Source organism: Bacteroidota bacterium (genome assembly GCA_016183775.1).
In the GTDB taxonomy this organism is placed as follows: Bacteria; Bacteroidota; Bacteroidia; order JABDFU01; family JABDFU01; genus JABDFU01.
On sequence record JACPDY010000082.1, the window covers coordinates 1 to 22,185 of the forward strand.

Annotated in this window: 18 protein-coding genes and 1 pseudogene; 10 read left to right on the forward strand and 9 right to left on the reverse strand. The window is 39.5% G+C overall.

Annotated elements, in window-relative coordinates; translation table 11 throughout:
- Together HYU69_10400 and HYU69_10405 are read right to left on the reverse strand one after the other, a co-directional pair.
- A partial coding sequence (locus HYU69_10400) for a S8 family serine peptidase (protein ID MBI2270749.1) occupies window positions 1-1,119 on the reverse strand: 1,119 nt, incomplete at its 3' end.
- Window positions 1,120-1,319: 200 nt separating this feature from the next.
- Entirely contained in the window at window positions 1,320-1,769 is a 450-nt protein-coding gene (locus HYU69_10405) for a type I restriction enzyme HsdR N-terminal domain-containing protein (protein ID MBI2270750.1), read from the reverse strand.
- Between the two features lie 112 nt (window positions 1,770-1,881).
- On the opposite strand from HYU69_10405, the gene holA reads away from it, so the two are divergent.
- Window positions 1,882-2,922 carry a DNA polymerase III subunit delta gene (gene holA / locus HYU69_10410; GenBank protein MBI2270751.1) on the forward strand — a complete coding sequence of 347 codons (1,041 nt, stop codon included), beginning with the start codon at window positions 1,882-1,884 and terminating at the stop codon, window positions 2,920-2,922.
- Between the two features lie 89 nt (window positions 2,923-3,011).
- Window positions 3,012-3,422, forward strand: coding sequence for an EVE domain-containing protein (locus HYU69_10415; GenBank protein ID MBI2270752.1), 411 nt, complete (start codon window positions 3,012-3,014; stop codon window positions 3,420-3,422).
- 74 nt (window positions 3,423-3,496) lie between these two features.
- On the opposite strand, the gene HYU69_10420 is transcribed toward HYU69_10415, so the two are convergent.
- Window positions 3,497-4,639, reverse strand: a complete 1,143-nt coding sequence (locus HYU69_10420; GenBank protein MBI2270753.1) for a class I SAM-dependent RNA methyltransferase — start codon at window positions 4,637-4,639, stop codon at window positions 3,497-3,499.
- A 335-nt stretch (window positions 4,640-4,974) separates the two neighbouring features.
- Between HYU69_10420 and HYU69_10425 the strand changes: the two genes are divergently transcribed.
- The 3 genes and pseudogenes from HYU69_10425 (at window position 4,975) to HYU69_10435 (ending at window position 9,559) form a co-directional block, all read left to right on the forward strand.
- Entirely contained in the window at window positions 4,975-5,886 is a 912-nt protein-coding gene (locus tag HYU69_10425; GenBank protein ID MBI2270754.1) for a hypothetical protein, read from the forward strand.
- Between the two features lie 191 nt (window positions 5,887-6,077).
- Window positions 6,078-6,503 carry a hypothetical protein gene (locus tag HYU69_10430; protein ID MBI2270755.1) on the forward strand — a complete coding sequence of 142 codons (426 nt, stop codon included), beginning with the start codon at window positions 6,078-6,080 and terminating at the stop codon, window positions 6,501-6,503.
- Window positions 6,504-6,584: 81 nt separating this feature from the next.
- A pseudogene (locus HYU69_10435) lies at window positions 6,585-9,559 on the forward strand (ATP-binding cassette domain-containing protein).
- A 2-nt stretch (window positions 9,560-9,561) separates the two neighbouring features.
- On the opposite strand, the gene HYU69_10440 reads toward HYU69_10435, so the two are convergent.
- Window positions 9,562-10,845 carry a tyrosine--tRNA ligase gene (locus HYU69_10440; protein MBI2270756.1) on the reverse strand — a complete coding sequence of 428 codons (1,284 nt, stop codon included), beginning with the start codon at window positions 10,843-10,845 and terminating at the stop codon, window positions 9,562-9,564.
- A gap of 102 nt (window positions 10,846-10,947) precedes the next feature.
- Here HYU69_10440 and HYU69_10445 point away from each other — a divergent pair, with 102 nt between their 5' ends.
- Window positions 10,948-11,955 (forward strand): NAD-dependent epimerase/dehydratase family protein, encoded by a 1,008-nt coding sequence (locus tag HYU69_10445; GenBank protein MBI2270757.1) that lies wholly within the window; start codon window positions 10,948-10,950, stop codon window positions 11,953-11,955.
- On the opposite strand, the gene HYU69_10450 is transcribed toward HYU69_10445, so the two are convergent.
- Entirely contained in the window at window positions 11,952-12,311 is a 360-nt protein-coding gene (locus HYU69_10450; protein ID MBI2270758.1) for a DUF4296 domain-containing protein, read from the reverse strand. The two genes, HYU69_10445 and HYU69_10450, sit on opposite strands and share 4 nt — an antisense overlap.
- Before the next feature lie 144 nt (window positions 12,312-12,455).
- Between HYU69_10450 and HYU69_10455 the strand changes: the two genes are divergently transcribed.
- The 3 genes from HYU69_10455 to HYU69_10465 are packed head-to-tail and all read left to right on the forward strand — an operon-like array spanning window position 12,456 to window position 15,426.
- Complete coding sequence (locus HYU69_10455; protein ID MBI2270759.1) at window positions 12,456-13,253, forward strand: SDR family oxidoreductase; 798 nt, start codon at window positions 12,456-12,458, stop codon at window positions 13,251-13,253.
- A 44-nt stretch (window positions 13,254-13,297) separates the two neighbouring features.
- The gene (locus HYU69_10460) at window positions 13,298-14,341 is read left to right on the forward strand and encodes a DUF255 domain-containing protein (protein MBI2270760.1); all 1,044 of its coding nucleotides are present in this window, start codon (window positions 13,298-13,300) and stop codon (window positions 14,339-14,341) included.
- Window positions 14,342-14,367: 26 nt separating this feature from the next.
- The gene (locus tag HYU69_10465; protein ID MBI2270761.1) at window positions 14,368-15,426 is read left to right on the forward strand and encodes a VOC family protein; all 1,059 of its coding nucleotides are present in this window, start codon (window positions 14,368-14,370) and stop codon (window positions 15,424-15,426) included.
- 34 nt (window positions 15,427-15,460) lie between these two features.
- On the opposite strand, the gene rpe is transcribed toward HYU69_10465, so the two are convergent.
- The 3 genes from rpe to HYU69_10480 form a co-directional block, all read right to left on the reverse strand.
- A complete protein-coding gene (gene rpe / locus HYU69_10470; protein MBI2270762.1) occupies window positions 15,461-16,111 on the reverse strand; it encodes a ribulose-phosphate 3-epimerase in 651 nt (216 codons plus the stop codon).
- 152 nt (window positions 16,112-16,263) lie between these two features.
- Window positions 16,264-17,133, reverse strand: a complete 870-nt coding sequence (locus HYU69_10475; GenBank protein MBI2270763.1) for a sigma-70 family RNA polymerase sigma factor — start codon at window positions 17,131-17,133, stop codon at window positions 16,264-16,266.
- Between the two features lie 175 nt (window positions 17,134-17,308).
- On the reverse strand, window positions 17,309-18,748 hold the full coding sequence (locus HYU69_10480) for a hypothetical protein (GenBank protein MBI2270764.1): 1,440 nt from the start codon (window positions 18,746-18,748) through the stop codon (window positions 17,309-17,311).
- Between the two features lie 481 nt (window positions 18,749-19,229).
- On the opposite strand from HYU69_10480, the gene HYU69_10485 reads away from it, so the two are divergent.
- The gene (locus HYU69_10485; protein ID MBI2270765.1) at window positions 19,230-21,566 is read left to right on the forward strand and encodes a T9SS type A sorting domain-containing protein; all 2,337 of its coding nucleotides are present in this window, start codon (window positions 19,230-19,232) and stop codon (window positions 21,564-21,566) included.
- A 297-nt stretch (window positions 21,567-21,863) separates the two neighbouring features.
- Here HYU69_10485 and HYU69_10490 read toward each other — a convergent pair whose 3' ends face one another.
- Window positions 21,864-22,037 (reverse strand): hypothetical protein, encoded by a 174-nt coding sequence (locus HYU69_10490; protein MBI2270766.1) that lies wholly within the window; start codon window positions 22,035-22,037, stop codon window positions 21,864-21,866.
- Window positions 22,038-22,185: the final 148 nt, after the last annotated feature.

Below are 22,185 nucleotides of genomic sequence, written 5' to 3' on the forward strand. Positions count from 1 at the left end.
GATCCGGACACGATAATTATAACTCGAGAACCCCGATTTTTTATCGGCAGCATCAGTTGAAGCCACTCCCAATACATTCTGATAATAGCCGGGATACTCCAATGTCTCATCTCCGGAATTCCCCGCAGCAGCCACAACCAAAGCATTTTGATTGAAAGTTGCGTAATTAACAATGTCCTGTCCATACTGACCACTTGTAGGAGAACCCCATGAGCAGCTGATGACCTTGCAGCCATGGGCCGCCGCATATTGAACACCTGTGTAAGACGCTACCAGTGATCCGGATGCATTAGCGGCTTTTACACCCATGAATTTGCATTTAAAACCAACTCCTGCAACACCGAGGCTATTGTCGGTTGAAGCCGAGGAAATACCGCTGCAATGCACGCCATGTCCATCGCCCTGCCAGGTAGGGTCATTATCACCCATCCCTGTATCCCATCCTCTGAAATTATCGATATAGCCGTCTGCGTCATTATCAATCCCGTCAATTTTATCAGCATAATTATATTTTATATTGTTTTTCAGATCATTGTGTGTGGGTTCTGTTCCGGTATCAACAATGCCAACAACAACATTTGTGTCACCTTTAGAGATGTCCCAGGCCTGAGGGGCGCTGATCTTTGCAATATGATATTGCAGGCTGGCAACGGAAGGGTCATTTACAGTATACGATAATTTAGGGATAACGTGAGGTTCAACGTATTCAAAAGCACCTAATGACGCTACTTTATCCATTCCCTGTTGCACTGTAAGATCGGCAGTGTAGGTGTACTCATACATTAATGACAAATCGACCAGTTTTTCACCGCGTCCGTTATATGGTCTGACCGGCGGCTCTTCATGCGGATATATTTTACCGAACGATTGAACGCCCATTTGCTGCATAAGCGCTTTTAATGGAGGATAATTAACGTCCTCAATTGAACATAAAGAACGGTATTGGGGTTTCATTTTAAAAATGATCGTTTTGTTCATGTGATGTTCACCATCACGGGTGTTGGCAGGAAGTTCAAAACGGGGTGTCGTTGATTTAATGTTATACTGGGCAGTAACACCTGTAAATATTAACATTCCAGCAAAGGCTGTGGCTATAGCAAATTGGTAGTGTTTATCCATTTAGTTATGATTTTAAGAATTTAACACAATGACATTGTTTATTTAATGAAGATAGCATATATAAATATAAAAAGCAAGCTCGGTTTATATTAAAAACGGGCAAAAGGATATTGATATTTGATAAATTTGTTAGTCCGGAATTAAAGGAGATGCTATGATTGAGAATTTTGAAATACGATTAAGCTAAAAATACGAACAGGTTATAATTCCTTATACAGGGGTATTTGTGGAATAAAACTATAGGAAATGGTTTCATAGTCCATTTTGCAGCAAAAATGGTTAATTCCGTTTGTCACGATCAGATACTTAACTTTCAGTGAAAAGTTATAACGAGCTATCTGGTCAAAGGCATCCTGTATTATGCTGATTTGCGGGGATTTGCATTCAACAAGGACAACAGGATTCGCAGCTTTATCATATACCACTATATCGCTTCGTTTTTCAAGCTGGTTATAATTTAAGGGCTTTTCGAGTTGTATCAGAGAAGGAGGGAACCCCTTTTGGTTGATCAGGTAATGAATGAAATGCTGCCGTACCCATTCTTCGGGGGTGAGAACAATAAATTTCTTGCGGACAACATCGAATATTTCCACATTCCCATCCTTATTCTGGAACCTGAACTGGCATATAGGTAAGTTTAGTTTATGCAAACGGATCGGTATTAATACATTGGTGAAGCTACTATATTTTTTCAGAAATAATATTTATCAATAAATATTATTTTGTTACTGTCAGTTCAAATACGCTTTGTACTTTCGAAACATGAATATGGAGTTTCAGCAGATCATGACCGACTTGAAAAAGAAGATATATCACCCTGTTTATTTTTTGATGGGGGAGGAGCCTTATTTTATTGATGCTATTTCGGATCACATTGAAAAGAATATACTTGATGAAGGTGAAAAGGAGTTCAATCAATCTGTTTTGTACGGGCGTGACGTTGATATACTGAGTGTGATAAGTGCCGCCAAGCGTTTCCCGATGATGAGTGATCTGCAGGTTGTAATTGTTAAAGAAGCGCAGAATATCCGTGACCTGGTTGGACGTGAAAAAGGTGATGATGCCAAACACAAACACCCCTTCCTGGCCTATATCGAAAACCCTCAAAAGTCAACGCTGCTGGTGATCTGTTATAAGTATAAGAAACTTGACATGCGTACGGCTCTTGGTAAAAATATCGCGAAACGCGCTGTGGTATTTGAATCAAAAAAACTTTACGACAATAAGGTGCCCGATTGGATCGGCAGTTATTTAAAAAGCAAAAGTTATTCCATTAATCCTCCGGCCGCCGTAATGCTTGCCGAATATTTGGGAACTGACCTGAGCCGGATTACAAATGAGCTGGAGAAATTGATGATCAGTTTGCCCGAAAAGTCGGAGATCACAATTGAGCAGATCCAGACCAATATAGGGATAAGCAAGGACTATAACACCTTTGAACTGCAAAATGCACTGGGTAAAAAGGATGTGCTAAAGGCGAATCGAATTGTTAATTATTTTGCCGCGAATGATAAGGATCATCCGCTTGTTGTTTCTATTTCTACACTCTACGGCTATTTTAGCAAACTTTTAACCTATCATTTTTTGCCTGATAAGTCGAAAGCCATCGCTGCTGGTGCATTGGGGGTTCACCCATTTTTTCTGATTGATTATGAAAAAGCAGCAAAGTTGTATCCCCCGTTAAAATTAAAAGCAATAATAAGTGATCTGCGGGATTATGACTTAAAATCAAAAGGTGTAAATAATGTAAGTGTGGGAGGAGGGGAATTGCTGAAGGAACTTGTATATAAGATATTGCATTGAAGAAAAGAGTTGTTAGTTGCTGGTTGTCTGTTGTAGGGCTGAATCAATAACGAACAAACAACCAATAACTAACAACCAATACTAACAACATGAACCACTGGCTCGTAAAATCAGAACCTTCAACGTATTCCTGGGAGAAATTTTTAAAGGATAAAAAGGCAGTATGGGATGGTGTGCGTAATTATGCCGCGCGTTTGAACCTGCGTGCCATGAAAAAGGGTGACTTTGTTTATTTTTATCATAGTAACGAAGGCCTCTGCATTGTCGGGATCGCGAAGGTGATGAAAGAAGCTTACCAGGATCCTACAACAAAAGAAGACTGGAGTGTTGTTGATCTGGAACCCTACAAAACATTAAAACGTCCGGTAACACTTGCTGAAATAAAGGCGGATAAATTGCTTCAAAATATTTATCTCGTGCGCCAGGGGCGCTTATCTGTAATGCCATTGCGAAAAGAAGAGTTTGACAGGATATTGGAGTTGAGTGCTATCAACGAATAACGAATAAAAAACGAATTTGCGAATAGAGTTGCGAGGCGTTCAGTTTCACATTAGTACATTTTGTTTTTTATTCGTTATTCGTTGATGCCTATTCTCTTCTTCGTTCCCGAATACATCTCATATCGTAAAAACTTACATTCCAACGATCCGTTGAACAATGAAATTTTTCGTGTGGCATGAAGTCCGATCTGGTTAACGGCTTCCCTGTTTGAGCTGATTATCCAGGCTGTGTAACCGGCATATTTTTTCTTTAAGGTGTCGCCGATCGATTTGTACAACACGTTTACATCCGTTTGGTTCAGCCGTTCACCATACGGGGGGTTAAATATTACAATACCGCCGCCTTCCGGCGGGCTAAAGTCTTCAAATCGTGATGTCGAAATTTTAATTACATCTTCCATTTTTGCCTGCAGTACGTTTTGTTTTGCCTTGCGGACAACAGTTTCTGAAATATCCGAACCAAAGATCCTGAAGTCTCTGTTGTTAAATTTGTTTAATGCGCTTTCGGTGATCGTATTAAACAGATTCATATCATAATCGTTCCACTTCTGGAAGCCGAAGCTATCCCTGAAATAGCCTGGAGGAATATTACAGGCGATAAGTGCCGCTTCAATGCAAAGTGTTCCTGCTCCGCACATTGGGTCAATGAACACGCGGTGGGGTTCCCAGCCACTAAGTAGGATCATTCCTGCCGCCAGCGATTCATTCAGGGGAGCAAGGTTAACTTCTGTTCTGTATCCTCTTTTAAACAAAGGCTGGCCTGAACTGTCGAGTGAAATGGTACAAACATTTCCTTCTACGTGCACATGAATACGTACGGTTGGGTTATCCAGGTCAACGGAAGGGCGTTTGCCGGTTTGTTCCCTGAACTGATCAACAATAGCGTCTTTTGTTTTTTGAGAAATGTATTGTGTATGATTAAAGATGTCGGTGCTCAATGAAGTGCTTACCGCGAGAAGGTCATTTTCAGTAAGGTACTTTTTCCATTCGATCGTTTTAACCCGGTCATAAAGGTTTTTATCATCAGAAACGGTGAATGAAGCGATGGGTTTTAATACACGTAAAGCGGTGCGCAGCCAATAATTAGCCTTGTACATAAAGCCTTTGTCACCGACAAAACTCACAGCACGTTTCATTGGCTTCAGATCACGCGCGCCAAGCTTCTGTAATTCTTTGAGAAGTACATCTTCCAATCCGAATAAGGTGGTTGCTACCATTTCGAAATCAGTTCCGGCTGAAGGTGTTTTTGAACTTTGCATACTGCAAATGTATAGATTACTTGTTTAGTTATTGGTTGTTAGTTGTCTATTAAATGTTGTCTGTTGTCCAATAAACTAACAACGAATAACCGGCAACATAAATCAGCATTTAATTCATTATTGCGGTTTTTTGCAACAATTTTTTAGGCTCAATACCTCATTACATGGATACTTCAGCCCTAAATCGCTCATAAAACGTTCCGGAATACTCATTTATCATAAAAATTATTACTTTTGGCAATCGAATTATTTTTTATCTTGCAAAGCATTTTAAATAATCAAATTACAAACAAATGATGTTTAAATTTATATCAATCAGACAGGGGTTTTTGTCGCTGGCTGCCATTTCGTTGCTATCACTTGGTTGTGGTTCCGGAAAAAATGAAGGTAGCGATCCGGATGAATTGCAGGACAGTGATACCGCTACAACAGCCCTGCTTAATATTAATGGGGAAATTATCAGTATTCCTTCCCCGATTCAGACCGCCTTTTTGATCAATAAAGTGGGCCTCCCTTTTAATAAGGAAATGCTTAACCCAACCAGTAAGTTAACCGGTTATTCAACGAAATTTCTAAAGGCACTTAATCTTGGTGTTTATGGAGCCGATCTGGGATATGTAACCATGTATGATCAGACACAGGATGCGCTGGCATACATGAATACGGTAAGAAAACTGGGTGATGATCTTGGTGTTTCCAGCGCTTTTAATCCGGCGTTGATGACCCGTTTCCAGGCTAACTTCGGTAAAAAAGATTCGTTGTTGAGTCTTGTATCAGTTGCTTACAGACAAAGCGACTCCTATCTGAAGAATAATAAGCAGAACGATATAAGCGGGTTAGTACTGACGGGTGGATGGATTGAGACCATGCACTTTGTTACCAATGTTTTAAAAGCGAAGGATAACGAAGAAATTAAACGCAGGATAGGTGAACAAAAAACCACCATCCAGAGTATAATTAAGTTGCTTACTCCATACGCCGCTGATAAGGATTATGCCGACCTGATCGCGAAGATTAAAGAACTTTCCACTGCCTTTGACAGCATTGAGTTTAAATATACTTACCAGAAACCGACTGTTGACGTTGAGAAAAAAATAACAACCATTACAAGTGCTTCGGAAGTGAAAATATCAGCCGAGCATATCAAAACCATTTCAGAAAAAATACTGGCTATCAGAACCATGATCTGTGGTTCAGCTGTTTAATAATTGTTGATGATAATTAAATTAAAATAAAATTGCGATGAAATAGCCATAAACCGCTGGTTTACAATTGCGAAGTAATCATGAGCACCTTTGAAATAAAAAACAAAAAGGTGAGTAAACCGAAAATGAACCTGCCTGCCGGCAGGTATGGTGTATTCCATTTGACAACTGGTAATAAAAAACAAATGCAAATGAAAAAATTACTTAAATCTTTATTCCTGTTTGCCGCACTCGCCCTTACTTCTCAATTTTCCTATGCTCAATGCGATACAATTGCAAATGCCTGCGCCAAGCACATGGCCCGTCAGTTTTTGTCGGATGGACAGGAGTACCGTGCGCTTTTATTGAATAGTGATGAAACTGCAGAATTTCATACAACCTTTTACGGAGGAACCATTTACAGGGTAGTTGCCTGCAGCGGGTTAGGTGATGGAAACCTGGTTTTCTCGGTATTCGACAACGACCGCAACCTGATCTTTACCAACAGCGATTATAAAAATTCTCCGTACTGGGATTTCAAAGTGAATTCAACACTTGATTGTATCATTGAAGCACGCCTGGGCAGCGAAAGCCAGGGTTCCGGTTGTGCAGTTGTTTTGATTGGATTTAAGCAGTAATTAGTTTTAAACCATCTTCAAATAGGCATTATACAACCCGTATTAATGTCTATTTTATTTTAAGGCGTATGCCTTAACACTATGAGTGAACGGATACTCAAAGCTCTTATGCAGCTCTTTGCAATTATTGCAAGGGTTGATGGTGTGAATAACACCGGTCGTGATATTGTTCAGTCCTTCCTCAAACAGCAGCTTAACCAGGAGTTGGTCGATCAATATCTTGCTCTATTTGATGAGTTCCTTGAATCGCATCACCAGGTTGCAAAAAGAAAAGACGGCTCTGCCAAAAGAACATCTCTTAGATATGTACCCAGATCAATGCCGAGCTTACGCAAACGCAAAAGGTGGTTGTGCTCATTCGTTTAATTGAATTTATTAATTCAAACGATGAGATCAGTCCGCAGGAACTGGAGTTTGTTAATACAGTTGCGGAGACTTTTAACATTGAACCGGCGGAGTACAAGAGCTGTATGAGTTTTGTGCAGTCTACAGAAGATGAGAAGCTGGATGCTCCTGAAATACTGGTGGTTAATAATGAAGCTGAGAGCAAATTCAAACACACGCGTCATATTTATTCCGATGGAATAACCGGGGAGCTCCGGATATTGCGTATTCCAAGTGTAAGTATGTATGCGCTTCGTTATTTTGGCACAAGCGAGTTGAACCTGAACGGACAGGGTATCAAGAACGAAACCGTTTATATTTTAACACACGGTTCTTCTATCCGCAGCTCGAAGGTTAAACCAATTTATTACAGTGATATTATCAGCTCCTTCCTGAGCGATAAAAGTAAAGCCAAGATCATTATGGGTGGCAGCGGTGCGGGTAAATCAACCCTGCTGAATGTACTTAACAGCAACGAAGTGCCAAGCGATGGCGGAGTTTTCATAAATGGCATAAATATTCATACGGAGAAGGATAAGATCGAAGGTGTTATCGGACACGTATCACAGGATGATTTATTGATTGAAGAGTTAACAGTAGCTCAGAATTTATTCTATAACGCCAAACTTTGTTTTGGCAATATGCCTGATGAGCAGATCACGAGAATGGTTGGTGAGTTGTTGACGGATCTTGGCCTGTTCGAAACCCGTGATTTGAAGGTCGGCAGCCCGCTTGAAAAAACAATAAGCGGAGGGCAGCGTAAGCGTCTGAATATAGCGCTGGAGCTTATCCGTGAGCCTGCGGTGCTCTTTGTTGATGAGCCTACTTCCGGACTTTCATCACGGGATTCAGAAAACATTATGGACCTTTTAAAAGAATTGGCATTAAAAGGGAAACTTGTTTTCGTGGTTATTCACCAGCCATCATCCGATATTTTTAAGATGTTTGACAAGCTGATGATACTTGATGTCGGCGGCTATCCTATTTATTACGGCAACCCGGTTGATGGTGTTATTTATTTTAAAACAATAATTAACCATGTTAACAGTAACGAGAGTGAGTGTATAACATGTGGTAATGTTAATCCCGAATTGATATTTAACATTATTGAATCAAAAGTGTTGGATGAGTATGGTAACCTTACGCATAACCGTAAAGTGTCACCAACCGAATGGAATAAATTTTATGTTGAGCGTATAGAAAGTAAAATACCTGTCGCAGAGGCTCATACAGCTCTGCCGGAAAGCACGCTTAAGATACCGTCAAAATTCAAACAGTTCAAAGTGTTTATTACGCGCGATATCTTATCAAAGCTCACCAATAAGCAATACCTAGCGATCAACCTGATCGAGTCGCCTTTGCTGGCTTTTATATTGGCCTACCTGGTAAAGTTTTACAATACCGACATTTCAAATAAAATTGGCTATATTTTCCGTGACAATGAAAATATGCCGGCTTATTTATTTATGTCGGTTGTGGTGGCCCTATTTATAGGTTTAACAGTAAGTGCCGAGGAGATCATCCGTGACCGTAAAATATTAAAACGCGAGTCGTTCCTTAATCTTAGCCGGATCAGTTACCTCTTCTCTAAAATTTCAATCATGTTCCTGTTGTCGGCAATTCAAACAACCATGTTTGTATTTGTGGGTAATTTTGTACTTGAAATAAAGGGAATGCACTTGGATTATTTCATGGTGTTGTTCACTACTTCGTGTTTTGCCAATATGCTTGGTCTTAATATTTCCGCCAGCTTCAACTCTGCCGTCACCATCTATATCCTTATCCCTTTTCTCATCATTCCGCAGTTGTTGCTGAGCGGTGTGATCGTTAAGTTCGACAAACTTAATCCTGCAATTACATCGCAAAGCACAGTGCCCTTTACAGGTGAAATAATGGCATCACGTTGGGCCTTTGAAGCATTAGCAGTTAACCAGTTCAAAACAAATAAATTCGAGCGTAATTTTTACAAGTACGATAAAGCAAAGAGTATTGCTGATTTCAAAAAGAACTATTGGATACCGAAAATACGGGCTAAGGTTGATCGCTGTGAAACCAACCTGAAAACAAAAGCTGCTGCAAGCAAGCATGAGTTTGAAGAAGATATTATGCTTATTGCGAATGAGATAAAAAAGGAAAGTGTTATTACGCACCCTGTTCAGCTTAAAGGTTTGGAGCAATTGACTGTCGATAAATTTGATGCTGCAACTATTGTCAGGTTACGTGATTACCTGAGCCGGCTCAATACCTATTATATACGCAGGTATAATAATGCCAGCAACCAGGGTGATCAGCTTGTTTCCAAATTGAACAATGCCAATAAGGAGGAGTTTATGCAAAGTAAGAATGATTATGAGAATGAATCACTGATCAACCTGGTAACCAACCATAATGAGTTAGATAAAATCCTGGAGAAAGACGGTGAATTGATACAGCGTGCTGACCCGGTATTCCTTGATCCTGCATCTAACTTCGCACGTGCGCATTTCTTCGCTCCACGCAAAAAGTTCATTGGTAATTATTACGATACGTATTGGGTGAATATATGCGTGATCTGGTTGATGTCGTTGGTAATGGCAATCACGTTGTATTTCGATGTCCTTAAGAAGATTTTGGATGGGCTGGAGGAGTTGTTCAGCAGGTTGTCCAGGAAGGGCGATGCTTTCCCAAACTGATATTACTCAGCTTTAACCACAAAATAATTTTTCTTTCCCTTTTGCGCCAAAATGTATTTTCCATTTAGTAATTCTTTAGCAGTTACTGTATAAGCAATATTTTCAACTTTGTTTTTGTTGATGGCTATGCCGCCACCCTGGAGCATTTTACGCGCTTCGCCTTTTGAAGAAAATATCTGCGTTTTATCCGACAGGAAATCGATAATATTAATGCCCTGATCCAGATCAGCTTTTGGGATATTTACCTGGGGCACACCTTCAAACACTGATAAGAAATCATTTTCAGAAAGTTTTACCAGGCTTTCGGTGGTTCCTTTGCCAAATAATATTTCCGAAGCTTCAACGGCGGCATTGTAGTCGGCTTCAGAATGCACACGTATGGTAATGTCTTTTGCCAGCGCTTTTTGCAATACACGTATGTTAGGAGCCTTGACGTGCTCAGCTTCCAGGGTTTCTATTTCAGTCTGAGTCATCAGGGTAAATATGCGGATATAATTTTTTGAATCTTCATCGGAAGCATTTAGCCAGAACTGGTAAAACAGGTAAGGTGATGTTCGTTTTCCATCAAGCCAGATGTTGCCGCTTTCGGTTTTGCCAAACTTAGTACCATCGGCTTTTTTAATTAAGGGAGTTGTCAGCGCGAAGGCTTCACCGCTATCTTTACGCCTTATTAATTCCGTTCCCGTAACTATATTTCCCCACTGGTCGGAGCCGCCCATCTGGAGTTTCACGCCTTTGTGTTTCCACAAATAATAAAAATCATAACCCTGAACCAGCTGGTAGGAGAACTCTGTAAAGGACATACCAGTTTCCATTCGTTTTTGAACGGAGTCTTTGGCCATCATGTAATTGATGGTAATATGCTTTCCCACATCACGTATAAATTCAAGGAATGTAAAATTTTTGAACCAATCATAGTTATTCACAATCTCAGCCGAATTCGGGCCGCTCTTAAAATCAAGAAATTTTTCGAGCTGTTTTTTCTGGCAATTCAGGTTGTGTTGCAAGGCTTCTTCACTTAAAAAATTACGTTCCTGGCTTTTACCTGATGGGTCCCCTACCATTCCTGTAGCACCGCCGACAAGGGCGATGGGCTTATGTCCCGCACGCTGAAAATGAAGCAGCGTCATGATTTGTACCAGATTTCCTACACCTAATGAATCAGCGGTAGGGTCAAAGCCAATGTACCCTGTTGTCATTTCTTTGGTAAGCTGTTCTTCGGTTCCGGGTACACAGTCGTGGAGCATACCGCGCCATTTGAGTTCCTTAATGAAGTTTTTAATCATGATTGATGGCGAAAGTACTACGAATTAGGAATAAGGACAAATTTATGAATTACGAATGTAAAAACGATTGATTAAATTCGTACAAATTCGTAATTCGTAGAAATGGTATTTGTAACAGGTGGAACAGGTTTATTAGGTGCTCATGTGCTATATGACTTGTTAAAGTCAGGCAAGCAGGTCAGAGCGTTGAAACGACCGGGCAGTAATTTGCCGCAAGTGATCAAAACGTTCAGCTATTATACTTCCGAAGCGAAACAACTGTTTTCAAAGGTGGAATGGGTTGATGGTGACCTTGAAGACATATATGGCTTGTTAGAAGCGATGGACGGGATTGATGAAGTGTATCACTGCGCCGCCATTGTTTCATTTGATCCAAAAGATGCACAGGCTATTTTAAGGGGGAATATTGACGGCACCACTAACATGGTGAATGCCGCGATTGAAAAGGGTATCAAAAAATTTTGCCATGTGAGTTCAATTGCGGCTATTGGTACAAGTGAAAGTAGTATTACAGAGGAAACATATTGGAAGTCTTCGCCGGAGAACAGCATTTATTCTATCAGTAAGTATGGAGCCGAACGTGAAGTGTGGCGTGCCGCTGAGGAAGGCCTGAATGTTGTTGTGGTAAACCCGTCTGTAATTATTGGCCCGGGTGATTGGGGTGGTGTAGGAACTAAAATGTCCAGGACCGCCTATAAGGGATTATTGTTTTATACTGATGGTGTTACGGGTTTTGTTGATGTGCGGGATGTTGCAAGTATTATGCTAAAGCTAATGGAAAGTAAGATAAGCAACCAGCGATTTATTGTTTCATCTGAAAACATCGGATTCAGGCAATACTTTGAGTTAGCATGCACTTGTTTTAAAAAGCGAATACCGTTTATAAAAGCAGGTGTGGTGCTGAGCGACATTGCGTGGAGGGTGGAAAAACTTAAAAGTTCAATCAGTAGTTATAGCCCTTTAATAACAAAGGAAACGTCCAGGGCTGCGCATAAAAAGAAAAATTATTCGAATGATAAAGTGAGAACTGCTCTAAAGTATAATTTCATTCCCATTGAGGAATCGATCCGCGAAACGTGCCGTTTATTTCTACTTGATACAAAAAATTAATGTTTATTTAATTCAGCCTGTTTCCTGCTCAACCCCGCAATTACATTATCATATATCTGGTTGAGCAGCTCGGGGTGAGAAGTGTAAAAAAGCAGGCTCTTATCATATTCCTGGCATGTAATATTATGCTTTTTAAATATGGGATAATATTTATCGGCCTGCTTTAGATCAACTTCGCTTTTCATAATACCCAGGTCAATAGTAGCTTCCAGTATATGTACATCCACTAAAATGTCCACCATTGAATCTTTGCTTACTATATTGGCAGGGATAGTAACTTCTGGTTTGGAAGAATTGCAGGCAAATGCAATAAAAATAAGTAACGTAAAAATACTGTATAGGCTTCGTTTTATCATCTTGCAAAGTTAATATCGATGGTGGATATATATTAGTCTAAATTTGAACATTTTTTCTCTCTCCACAAGTATCATTCTTCATGTTGTTCTCTAATAGTAGATGGTATAACTTACATCCGGAAATATCATTTAACTTTGTTTCAGGTGCATACATTTAACAATAAAGTAGTTTGGATAACAGGAGCTTCATCAGGCATTGGTGAAGCTTTGACAATGGCTTTTGCTAAAGAGGGAGCCAAACTGGTTTTGTCATCCCGCAGAAAAGAAGAGCTTGAACGGGTTAAATTACAATGCGGGCTTAATGATAGCAATTGCCTCGTTTTACCTTTTGACCTGTCGGAAATGTCAGGTGAGAAAAGCCTGGTAGACCAAGTAGTAAATAAATTCGGATCAATTGATGTATTGGTGAATAATGGCGGTATAAGTCAACGTTCATTTGTGAAAGACACCCCCGTGGATATTGACCGTAAGATAATGGAGGTGAATTATTTTAGCGCTATTGCGTTAACCAAGGGCGTACTTCCGTATATGCTTCAGCAAAAAAGTGGTCATTTTATTGTCATAAGCAGTATTTCAGGGAAATTTGGTTTCTTCCTGCGATCAGCCTATTCGGCTTCCAAACATGCATTGCATGGTTTTTTTGAATCATTGCGCATGGAGGTGTTTAACGACAATATTGGTGTCACAATAGTTTGTCCCGGAAAAATAAAAACCAATATTTCCGTTAACGCGATCACTGAAAAGGGGGAAAAGCACAATAAAATGGATCCCAGCCAGGAGAATGGTTTGCCGGCAGATCTATGTGCCGCACAGATACTGGATGCGGTAAAAAAGAACAAAGTGGAAGTGTTTATTGGTGGAAGTGAGCTGAAGACAATATGGATAAAGCGTTTTTTTCCGAAATTATTTTATACGCTTATCCGCAGGCAGAAGGTAGAGTAGGAGGCCCTTTATGTTTTTTACAGAAATCTTGTAACTTTATGTAGATGCGCTTTTTAAGAAATCATATACTCGGTTTAATTGTTTGTTTTAATCCCATTGTGCTTTCTGCACAGCATTCGGTTTCAGAAGAACCGCCGAGCCTTGTAAAATGGTTAACATTTAAAGAGGCATTCGAACTCAATAAAAAGCAGCCTAAACCTTTTGTGATTGACGTTTACACCGGCTGGTGCGGGTGGTGTAAGCACATGATGAAAACTACATATTCAACTCCTGATATTGCTAACTATATCAATACCTGGTTCTATCCCGTTAAATTTGATGCCGAAACAAAAGACACTATCGAGTACCTCGGTACTAAATATTTTAATCCGGGTACTACAGCTAAGTCGACCCACCAATTGGCGGTTAAGTTGCTGGGCGGCCAGTTGATGTACCCTTCTACCATATTTGCAAATTACGCTGTAAATTTTGTACTGAATTCACAAGGATACCTGGATACCAAGAAGCTAGAACCCATCCTTGTATATACGCTTGAAAATATTTTCAGGACTGCGCCATACGAAGAATTCCGGAAAAATTTTGAAAAAGCTTTTTATGATACCACCAAGGCTAAAACCGAGTTGAAATGGTACAGTTTCAACCAGGCCTTAGCACTCAATAAAAAGCAGCCGAGGAAATTGCTCATTGATATATACACCAATTGGTGCAATGGCTGCAGGGTAATGAATAAAACAACATTCAGCGATTCCCTGAATGTTGATTACATCAATAAGAATTTTTATTTGGTTGATCTAAATGCGGAAAGTAAGGATACAATTACGTTTAATGGAGCCGTATACATGAACAATGGCTCTGATGGTACACCATTTCATCAGCTGGCAATGGCACTGGTAAAAAACAACCTTGCTCTTCCATCAATAGTTGTTATGGATGAAAATTTACAGGGTTTGGACCTTGTTACGCAATACGTGTCTCCGTCTACACTCGATCCCGTTTTGCGGTTTTATGGCAGTAATGCTTATAAAACCGAAAAGTGGGATGACTATTCAAAGAAATACAAGGAAAAGAAAAGTCCGGTTAAAAAGTGATTCTCGAATTGACGATAATATAGTTTATGAAAAAAGTAATTGCAGGCATACAACAAATAGGGATAGGGGTTCCTGATGTGAAGGAGGCATTTAAGTGGTACCGGCAAAATTTTGGTATGGATATACCGGTTTTTGAAGAAGCAGCGGAAGCCGGACTTATGTTACCATATACAGGAGGTAAGTCGCACAAACGGCATGCAATACTTGCCATCAATATGAAGGGCGGCGGTGGTTTTGAGATATGGCAATACACCAGCCGAACCCCTCAACCTGCAGCTTTTGAGATACAGCTGGGTGATTATGGAATTTTTTGCCCGCGCATAAAGACAAGTAATGTAAAAGAAACACATGAGAGTTTTAGATCAAAAAAGTTGAATCTTGTAAGCAATATTGTAACGGCACCCGGAGGCAGGGAACATTTTTTTATAAGAGATCCTTTTGGAAATATATTTGATATTGTTGACGGTGAGGACTGGTTTGGAAATGGTAAACAGATTACCGGCGGACCTTCAGGATGTATGATAGGCGTAAGTGATATAGAGCGGTCAAAAAAATTCTATTCAGAGATATTAGGGTATGATTCTGTGATCTATGATGAAGAAGACGTTTTCAATGATCTTGCAACTATGCCATCGGGAACAAATAAAGCGCGAAGGGTGTTGCTTGGACATAAACAGCCCCGTGCGGGAAGCTTCAGTAAATTATTAGGAAGCAGTAAAATCGAGTTGATAAAGGTATACGATCGGAGTCCCCGTAAAATATTTGAAAATCGTTTTTGGGGCGACTTAGGTTACATTCATTTGTGTTTTGATGTATATGGCATGGATGAGATACAGAAACAATGCGTTGCATCAGGCCATCCGTTTACGGTTGACAGCGCCAATAGTTTTGATATGGGTGAGGCAGCAGGTCGTTTCAGTTATATTGAAGATCCGGACGGAACCCTTATAGAATTTGTTGAAACGCATAAGATACCCATTCTTAAAAAGATCGGCTGGTATCTTGATTTGCGTAAAAGAAATCCCGAAAAGCCGCTGCCTAACTGGATGTTGAAGGCGATGAGTTTGAATAGGGTGAAAAATTAATTTCCTTTATCAATTTTTCCCCTAAGCGGGGAAATTAAATTTTCTTCAGTTTTTCAATTGTACCAACCGGATCACCAGAACCAAACACAGTATTACCGGCTACCAAGACATCAGCCCCTGCATTTACCAGTTTGGTGTAATTATTCAGATCCACACCTCCATCAATTTCAATAAGGGCTTTTGATTTTTTGCTTACGATCATGTCCCGAAGCTGGTGTACCTTGCTGAAAGTGTTCTCAATAAATTTTTGTCCTCCAAAACCCGGGTTCACGCTCATTACACAAACAAGATCAATATCGGCGATGGTATCTATCAGTAAAGAGGCGGAGGTATGCGGGTTAATCGCCACTCCCGCCTTCATGCCAAGGTTTTTGATGGCATCAATTGTTCTGTGTAAATGTTTAGAAGCTTCAATATGAACGGTTAACACATTTGCGCCCACATCTTTAAATGCCTGCAGGTAGCGATCGGGATCAACGATCATTAAATGTACATCAAGCGGTTTTTTAGCATGTTTTTGGATCGTTTTAATAACAGGAAATCCAAAAGATATATTTGGAACAAAAACCCCATCCATTACATCAACATGGAACCAATCAGCGCTGCTGTTATTGATCATTTCGCAATCGCGCTGCAGGTTACCAAAATCGGCGGAGAGGATAGAAGGAGCTACTAAATGGGACATAAGTTGGTTTCAAGTTTCAGGTTTAATGTATTGAGTTTAATCTTACGATTCCACATTTTGTCTCACGTCTCAAATCCCTTGCCCAAAAGTAAATAAAAAAGAGGAACGAAATGCTCCTCTTTTCACCGTATCTTCTGAGATAGTATTGTTTTTTAGCCAAGGTATGTTTTTAAGATTTTGCTTCGTGAAGTGTGTTTAAGTCTGCGAATTCCTTTTTCCTTAATTTGGCGCACGCGTTCACGAGTGAGCTCGAATTTTTCGCCGATCTCTTCAAGGGTCATGGCATTTTCGCCATTCAAACCGAAGTATAAACGAACAACATCGGCTTCACGCGGGGTTAAAGTATGCAGTGCCCGTTCTATCTCCCTGCGTAATGATTCGCTTAATAAAGCACCTTCCGTACTTTCTCCATCATCGCTGGAATATACGTCATATAAGTTGCCGGCATTGTCATCCGTTACACTTAAAGGCGCGTCCATTGAAACATGGCGGCCTGAATGGCGCATGGATTCTTTTACATCGTATTCGGTTACATCAAGTATGGTTGCTATTTCATCGGCTGTGGGTTCGCGTTCATATTCCTGTTCTAATTTCGAAAAAGCTTTGTTTATTTTATTAATGGCGCCGATCTTGTTCAGCGGCAAACGTACAATACGTGATTGCTCGGCTAGGGCCTGAAGAATGGATTGACGTATCCACCATACGGCATACGAGATAAATTTAAAACCACGTGTCTCATCAAAACGCTGAGCGGCTTTGATCAGCCCCAGGTTGCCCTCGTTAATGAGATCGGGCAAACTCAGTCCCTGGTTTTGATATTGTTTGGAAACAGAAACGACAAATCGAAGATTCGCTTTTGTCAGGCGATCCAATGCGAGCTGATCACCGGTCCGTATTTTCCGTGCCAGTTCAACTTCTTCCTCAGCTGTTATTAAATCCACTTTACCGATCTCCTGTAAATATTTATCTAAGGAAGCGGTTTCACGATTGGTTACCTGTTTGGCTATCTTGAGCTGTCTCATAGGGGAGTGTGTTTAAAATATATATACTTTAACGCACGCCCTTAAGGAAAGGTTACAACTTTGGGCATTAAAAAATAAAATGTTTATATATCTGATTGTCAGATGCTTATAAACACCTGATTTTTAATATGATGTGTTGTGATAAGCCATGATTTTATGATGTATGCAGCAGATATTATAATTCTTCGATTCGTTCTTTTAGCCATTGGAGATTAGCAATATTTTTTTTCGTATTGATCTTGTGTTTTAATGTTTCAATTGCCTTTTGATAATTTTTTGATGATGTTCCCCTGATCCTAATATCAAATGCTTTTTTGGTTAGTGTAACAAGATTTTTATGAGACAGACGTTGATCAGGTGATATTTGTTTGTTTCTTCCGAGATAAACTTTGAACGCGTCAATACCTGAGTAAAAAGGTTCCACCTCTTCCAGTTCATAATACATTTTAAGCAGCATTGATTTCGCACCCAAATGATAAAACACGTCGGTAAACTCCACTTTTTGTAAAAGCTTAAGGGCATTTTTATAATCATGTTTACTGTAATAGTAGGAAGCCAGGTTATATTCGTATGCGTTTTCGCGAAATTCAGGAGCGATACTGTTTTTATATTGTTCGATGAATGTTTTAGTCCATTCAAATTTTTCAAGGCGAAGTCCGATCGATACAATATTTTTATAGTCCGACTGCGACAGATATTTATCTTCAAAAATGATCTTGGTTTTCAGGAGTGATTCATAAAGATCAAACAGCTCACTATGATATTCCTGCCTGCCACTATTGATCTTCTTAATACAATAGTTCTGGGCGTATCCATACATCTGGCCCGCTTCCTCCCTGGTGAAAAAATTAAAATTTTCTGATAATACTTTTTTTAAATTTTTAAAATGAGTTTCATTCTCACTTTCTGTCAGTGTAAGTAATATATTATAGTAGATTTTAATTGCAGGTATGTTTCCGAAATGATTTTTATCCGATCTTATATAGTTCATTATCTCATCTTTCATCCGGAATTCATATTCAGCGGAAATAATATTTTTCCTGCTGATCATCTCGCATAAGTTTTTCAGTTTTTCGATCAAAAAGAAAACATCAATACTGTCGGATTTGTGTTGCAGACTTTTGTCATCTTTTCTTATTCCCTGCATAATAAAGTAGTGGTCTTGTTCTTTTTCGAGTAAAAATGATCCGTAATAATACTCCTGGTCTTTGATCAGTGAGCGTTGCAGTTTTTTCCTATACTCTCTGATATTACTTTCAAAATAGTTGTCTTTATTTCTTTCCCGCAGTTCTTTTAGAAAATAACTTTTTTTCAGCATTGTCTGCCTTTCAAAATTAATGTGTGACAAAAAATCTTCAATATGCCGGGTTAAATACGTCATAAGGTCACTTATTTTTTGCTCATTGTATTTTTCGTTCCCGAAAATGAGTTTAAATGCCTGCAATTTGTCGGAAGCCACCGGTACAGGCTTGCTCCGGCATGATTCTATATAGTTGAACAGTTTAACAATAGCAGGGTTCGTATTAAAAAAAGGCGAGGCCAGGAATTTCTCAAATCTCCTTAGTTCAATAGCAGAAAGGCTTTCAATCAGATCTATTACTTTTGAATTATTCATTGGTAGCATCCGTTAGTTGAAGTCCGACGCTTTCTGCGCGAAATGCTTAGTTTCTGAAAATATTTTTTTCTCTGTGGTACTCTGTGATTACTCCTTTTTTTCTCTGTGTAATTTTTTTGTTACACAGAGCTTCACAGAGGAGTAATCACAGAGAACCACAGAGCGCTTTTCATTAAGTATTACGGAAAGAATCTCATTCTTTACTTAACCACAACCTATTGACTTCCAGTCTATAGTAATTTAATTATCCAAAAAATACATAGATATTATATGTTAATAAATTAATAATCAATAAGTTAATTAAAATATAAATATAGATTGTAATCCAAAGATACAAATAAATGTTATTTATTTACCGGCAAAGTCATCTCATATTTGTATCGTGAAAGAATGTATAAACGAAAACATAAATAAAATGACAAACACAAAACATATAATGGAAACTCAAATTAAATTAACTAATTTAACTAATCAAATGATCATGAAAAACAAAGTCGAAAGGAACCATGCTATCAGTTCCAAAAACGGATACCCCCAATTCATTTTAGTGTTCTGGTTTATTTTACTGCTTGCTTTTTTTTCGGCGGGGAATATGAAAGCGCAATGTGGAGGCAAAAGTCTTGTAATCACAAAGACTGATGCTTCATGTAAGGGATCAAGTAATGGAACCGCAACTGTAACTATGGCGGGTGGTGTACCAGGTTTTACTTATAGCTGGAGCAAGGGGGGGATTTCTGTAACTACTTCCACAACTTCTACTATTACAAATTTAACCGCAGGTACATATACAGTATTAGTGCAAGATGAGCAGGTACCTACCCCTTGCCAATTATTAACAACAGTTACGATCACTGAACCACCAGCCGTGGCTGTAGCAGCCGTTTCAACTCCTGCTTTGTGTAAAGGAGAAAGTAATGGCACAGCATCGGCAACAGTTAACGGAGGTGTAGGTGGTTATTCTTATTTATGGTTTCCCTCAGGTAATACAACATCCTCTATAACAGGCTTAACTATGGGCGTATATACTGTTACTGTATCTGATGGGAATGGGTGTACTTCAACGACAGCAATAGCCGTAACCGAACCGCCAGCCTTAACCGGATCCGCGGGTGTTCGTTTAAATGTTAGCTGTTATGGAGGTAATAACGGTGAGGCTACTGTATCAGGATCAGGAGGAACAAAACCTTACACCTTTAATTGGTCAAATGGTGCAACAGGCGATACGGCAAGGAGCCTGGTAGCCGGATGTTATACCATAACAGTGACAGATGCAATGGGATGCAGCAAACAGCTCTTTGGTGCTGCAGCTCCTTGTATCACCCAGCCGCCAGTACTCGAGGTAACGTTTATGGCTACACAGGTTATATGTAATGGTGGTAATGATGGATCGGTTACTGTAGCAGGTAATGGAGGAACGTATCCACATACTTATTCTTGGAATACAGGACAAGTTACCCCGACTTTAATAAATTTGTTAGTGGGAACGTATACCTGTACAGTAACTGACGCAAATGCATGTTTTAAAACAGCCATGGTTACGATAACCCAACCACCTGTATTGGTCATTACCTCAGTACCTGTTGTTTACCCATCCTGCGGAAAAAATAACGGAACAGCAACTGCAAATGTAAGCGGCGGAGCACCACCTTATTTATATTCATGGTTTGGAACTGCCGGTACAGCAACCGGCCAAATCGGTACCGGATTTGGTAAAGGGAATGATACTGTAAGAGTTACAGATTCCTATGGTTGTATTGCCCAGAAAATTAATTTGGTATTTGATGATTCCTGTCATTTAGTTTGGCCGGGGGATGCAAACAGGGATTTAGTAGCGGATAATAATGATATGCTTGCAATAGGCATTGGATATGGTTCAACCTATTCAATTCGACCTAACGCTACAATTAATTGGACAGGTCAGGCTGCATGGGATTGGTCCAATGCATTAAATAATGGAACCAATTACAAACATATTGACTGTAATGGTGACGCAAAAATTGATTATAAAGACACATCAGCGATCATTCAAAATTATGGCTTAACCCACGCTCTTAAATTAGTTCAGCCTGAATACATAAATGGGTTACCTGATCTCACTTTCAAAATTCCAAATGATACAACATTATCGGGTTCAACTATTAAAGTGCCAATAATGCTTGGTACAAGTACTAATCAGGCAACAGGAGTGTATGGTTTAGCCTTTAGTATTACGTACGATCCTAAAATTGTTGATACTACAAAACTAAGTTTGTCGCTCAATGGATCTTGGTTAGGTACCAATGGCACTGACCTCATATATATTACCAAAAATTTTGGAAAAATGGGTCGCATGGATGTTGGCATTACCCGCATTGATCACCAGAATGTTTCAGGCTTTGGCAAGATCGGTGACCTGAATATTTATATGAGAGATGATATTTCAGGTAAAATAGCTTCAACACTATACAAAAAACTAATGCTACAGGCTGTTCAAGTAAAGGCAATAAGTAAGGATGAATCCATCATTCAACTTAATGCCGGTAAAGATTCTATTATCGTAAAGCAAGATGTTACAACCGGATTGAATAAATACAGTATAAGCAATGGCATTAAGGTATATCCGAACCCGGCTTCCGGTTCGTTTACTGTGGATGTAAATAGCGGCGATGTAAAAGAAATGAAACTGGTGAATATTATTGGTGAAACAGTTTGGCAGAAAAATAATACTACCGAAAGTAGAATTATGGTTGATACACAAACATTGTCGGGAGGTACGTATTACTTGGCTATTATCACTTCACAGGAACGCATTGTGAAGCAGGTGAACATTGTTAAATAACAGAACATTTATTTGTCAGAGGAAAAGAGTCCTGTCCTGAATATTCAGGACAGGACTCTTTTGTACATCCCAAGGGCGTGTCATGTCGAACGTAGTGAGACATCTGACCGTGCGGGAGCCAGCCACGCTCAAAAGACGTCTCTTCCGCGAAAAGTGGGATTGACATGACAGGGTTTTGTTTTTTTATTTTGTCATCTCGAACGGACTGAGAGATGACAAACTTGGTGGAATGAAAAACGGCTTCAGTTTTCTGAAGCCGTTGAACTAATACCTATCAACCAACAACTTCAACTTCAATTACGTTGTCCGAAAAAATATTCCAGCCGGCAATTGAAAACAATCTCTTAAACGTTGCGCCATTTTCAGTGTTATCTCCCTTCTTCCCAAAAGGATAGATGAAACATGTCCCTTTGATCCAATTGATCCAATGATAGCTTCAAGTTCTTTTGCTTTCATGCCACGTTCTGCCATTTTCAATTTTATTCAAATAATACCTCGAGGCTCTGCCTCGGGGTGTGCGTGAGCTAAAGCATTACATTTGCATTATGAGTGAACATATTCATAAGCGTCATAATAAAAGTTTGCTGTTGTATCACATGGTTTCTCCGATAAAATATCG

Excerpts from the sequence above, each read along its gene's own strand:
- holA (MBI2270751.1), top strand. The coding sequence starts at position 1,882 with ATGAATATGGAGTTTCAGCAGATCATGACCGACTTGAAAAAGAAGATA.
- HYU69_10415 (MBI2270752.1), top strand. The coding sequence starts at position 3,012 with ATGAACCACTGGCTCGTAAAATCAGAACCTTCAACGTATTCCTGGGAG.
- HYU69_10420 (MBI2270753.1), bottom strand. The coding sequence starts at position 4,639 with ATGGTAGCAACCACCTTATTCGGATTGGAAGATGTACTTCTCAAAGAA.
- HYU69_10425 (MBI2270754.1), top strand. The coding sequence starts at position 4,975 with ATGATGTTTAAATTTATATCAATCAGACAGGGGTTTTTGTCGCTGGCT.
- HYU69_10430 (MBI2270755.1), top strand. The coding sequence starts at position 6,078 with ATGAAAAAATTACTTAAATCTTTATTCCTGTTTGCCGCACTCGCCCTT.
- HYU69_10440 (MBI2270756.1), bottom strand. The coding sequence starts at position 10,845 with ATGATTAAAAACTTCATTAAGGAACTCAAATGGCGCGGTATGCTCCAC.
- HYU69_10445 (MBI2270757.1), top strand. The coding sequence starts at position 10,948 with ATGGTATTTGTAACAGGTGGAACAGGTTTATTAGGTGCTCATGTGCTA.
- HYU69_10450 (MBI2270758.1), bottom strand. The coding sequence starts at position 12,311 with ATGATAAAACGAAGCCTATACAGTATTTTTACGTTACTTATTTTTATT.
- HYU69_10460 (MBI2270760.1), top strand. The coding sequence starts at position 13,298 with ATGCGCTTTTTAAGAAATCATATACTCGGTTTAATTGTTTGTTTTAAT.
- HYU69_10465 (MBI2270761.1), top strand. The coding sequence starts at position 14,368 with ATGAAAAAAGTAATTGCAGGCATACAACAAATAGGGATAGGGGTTCCT.
- rpe (MBI2270762.1), bottom strand. The coding sequence starts at position 16,111 with ATGTCCCATTTAGTAGCTCCTTCTATCCTCTCCGCCGATTTTGGTAAC.
- HYU69_10475 (MBI2270763.1), bottom strand. The coding sequence starts at position 17,133 with ATGAGACAGCTCAAGATAGCCAAACAGGTAACCAATCGTGAAACCGCT.
- HYU69_10480 (MBI2270764.1), bottom strand. The coding sequence starts at position 18,748 with ATGAATAATTCAAAAGTAATAGATCTGATTGAAAGCCTTTCTGCTATT.
- HYU69_10485 (MBI2270765.1), top strand. The coding sequence starts at position 19,230 with ATGAAAAACAAAGTCGAAAGGAACCATGCTATCAGTTCCAAAAACGGA.
- HYU69_10490 (MBI2270766.1), bottom strand. The coding sequence starts at position 22,037 with ATGGCAGAACGTGGCATGAAAGCAAAAGAACTTGAAGCTATCATTGGA.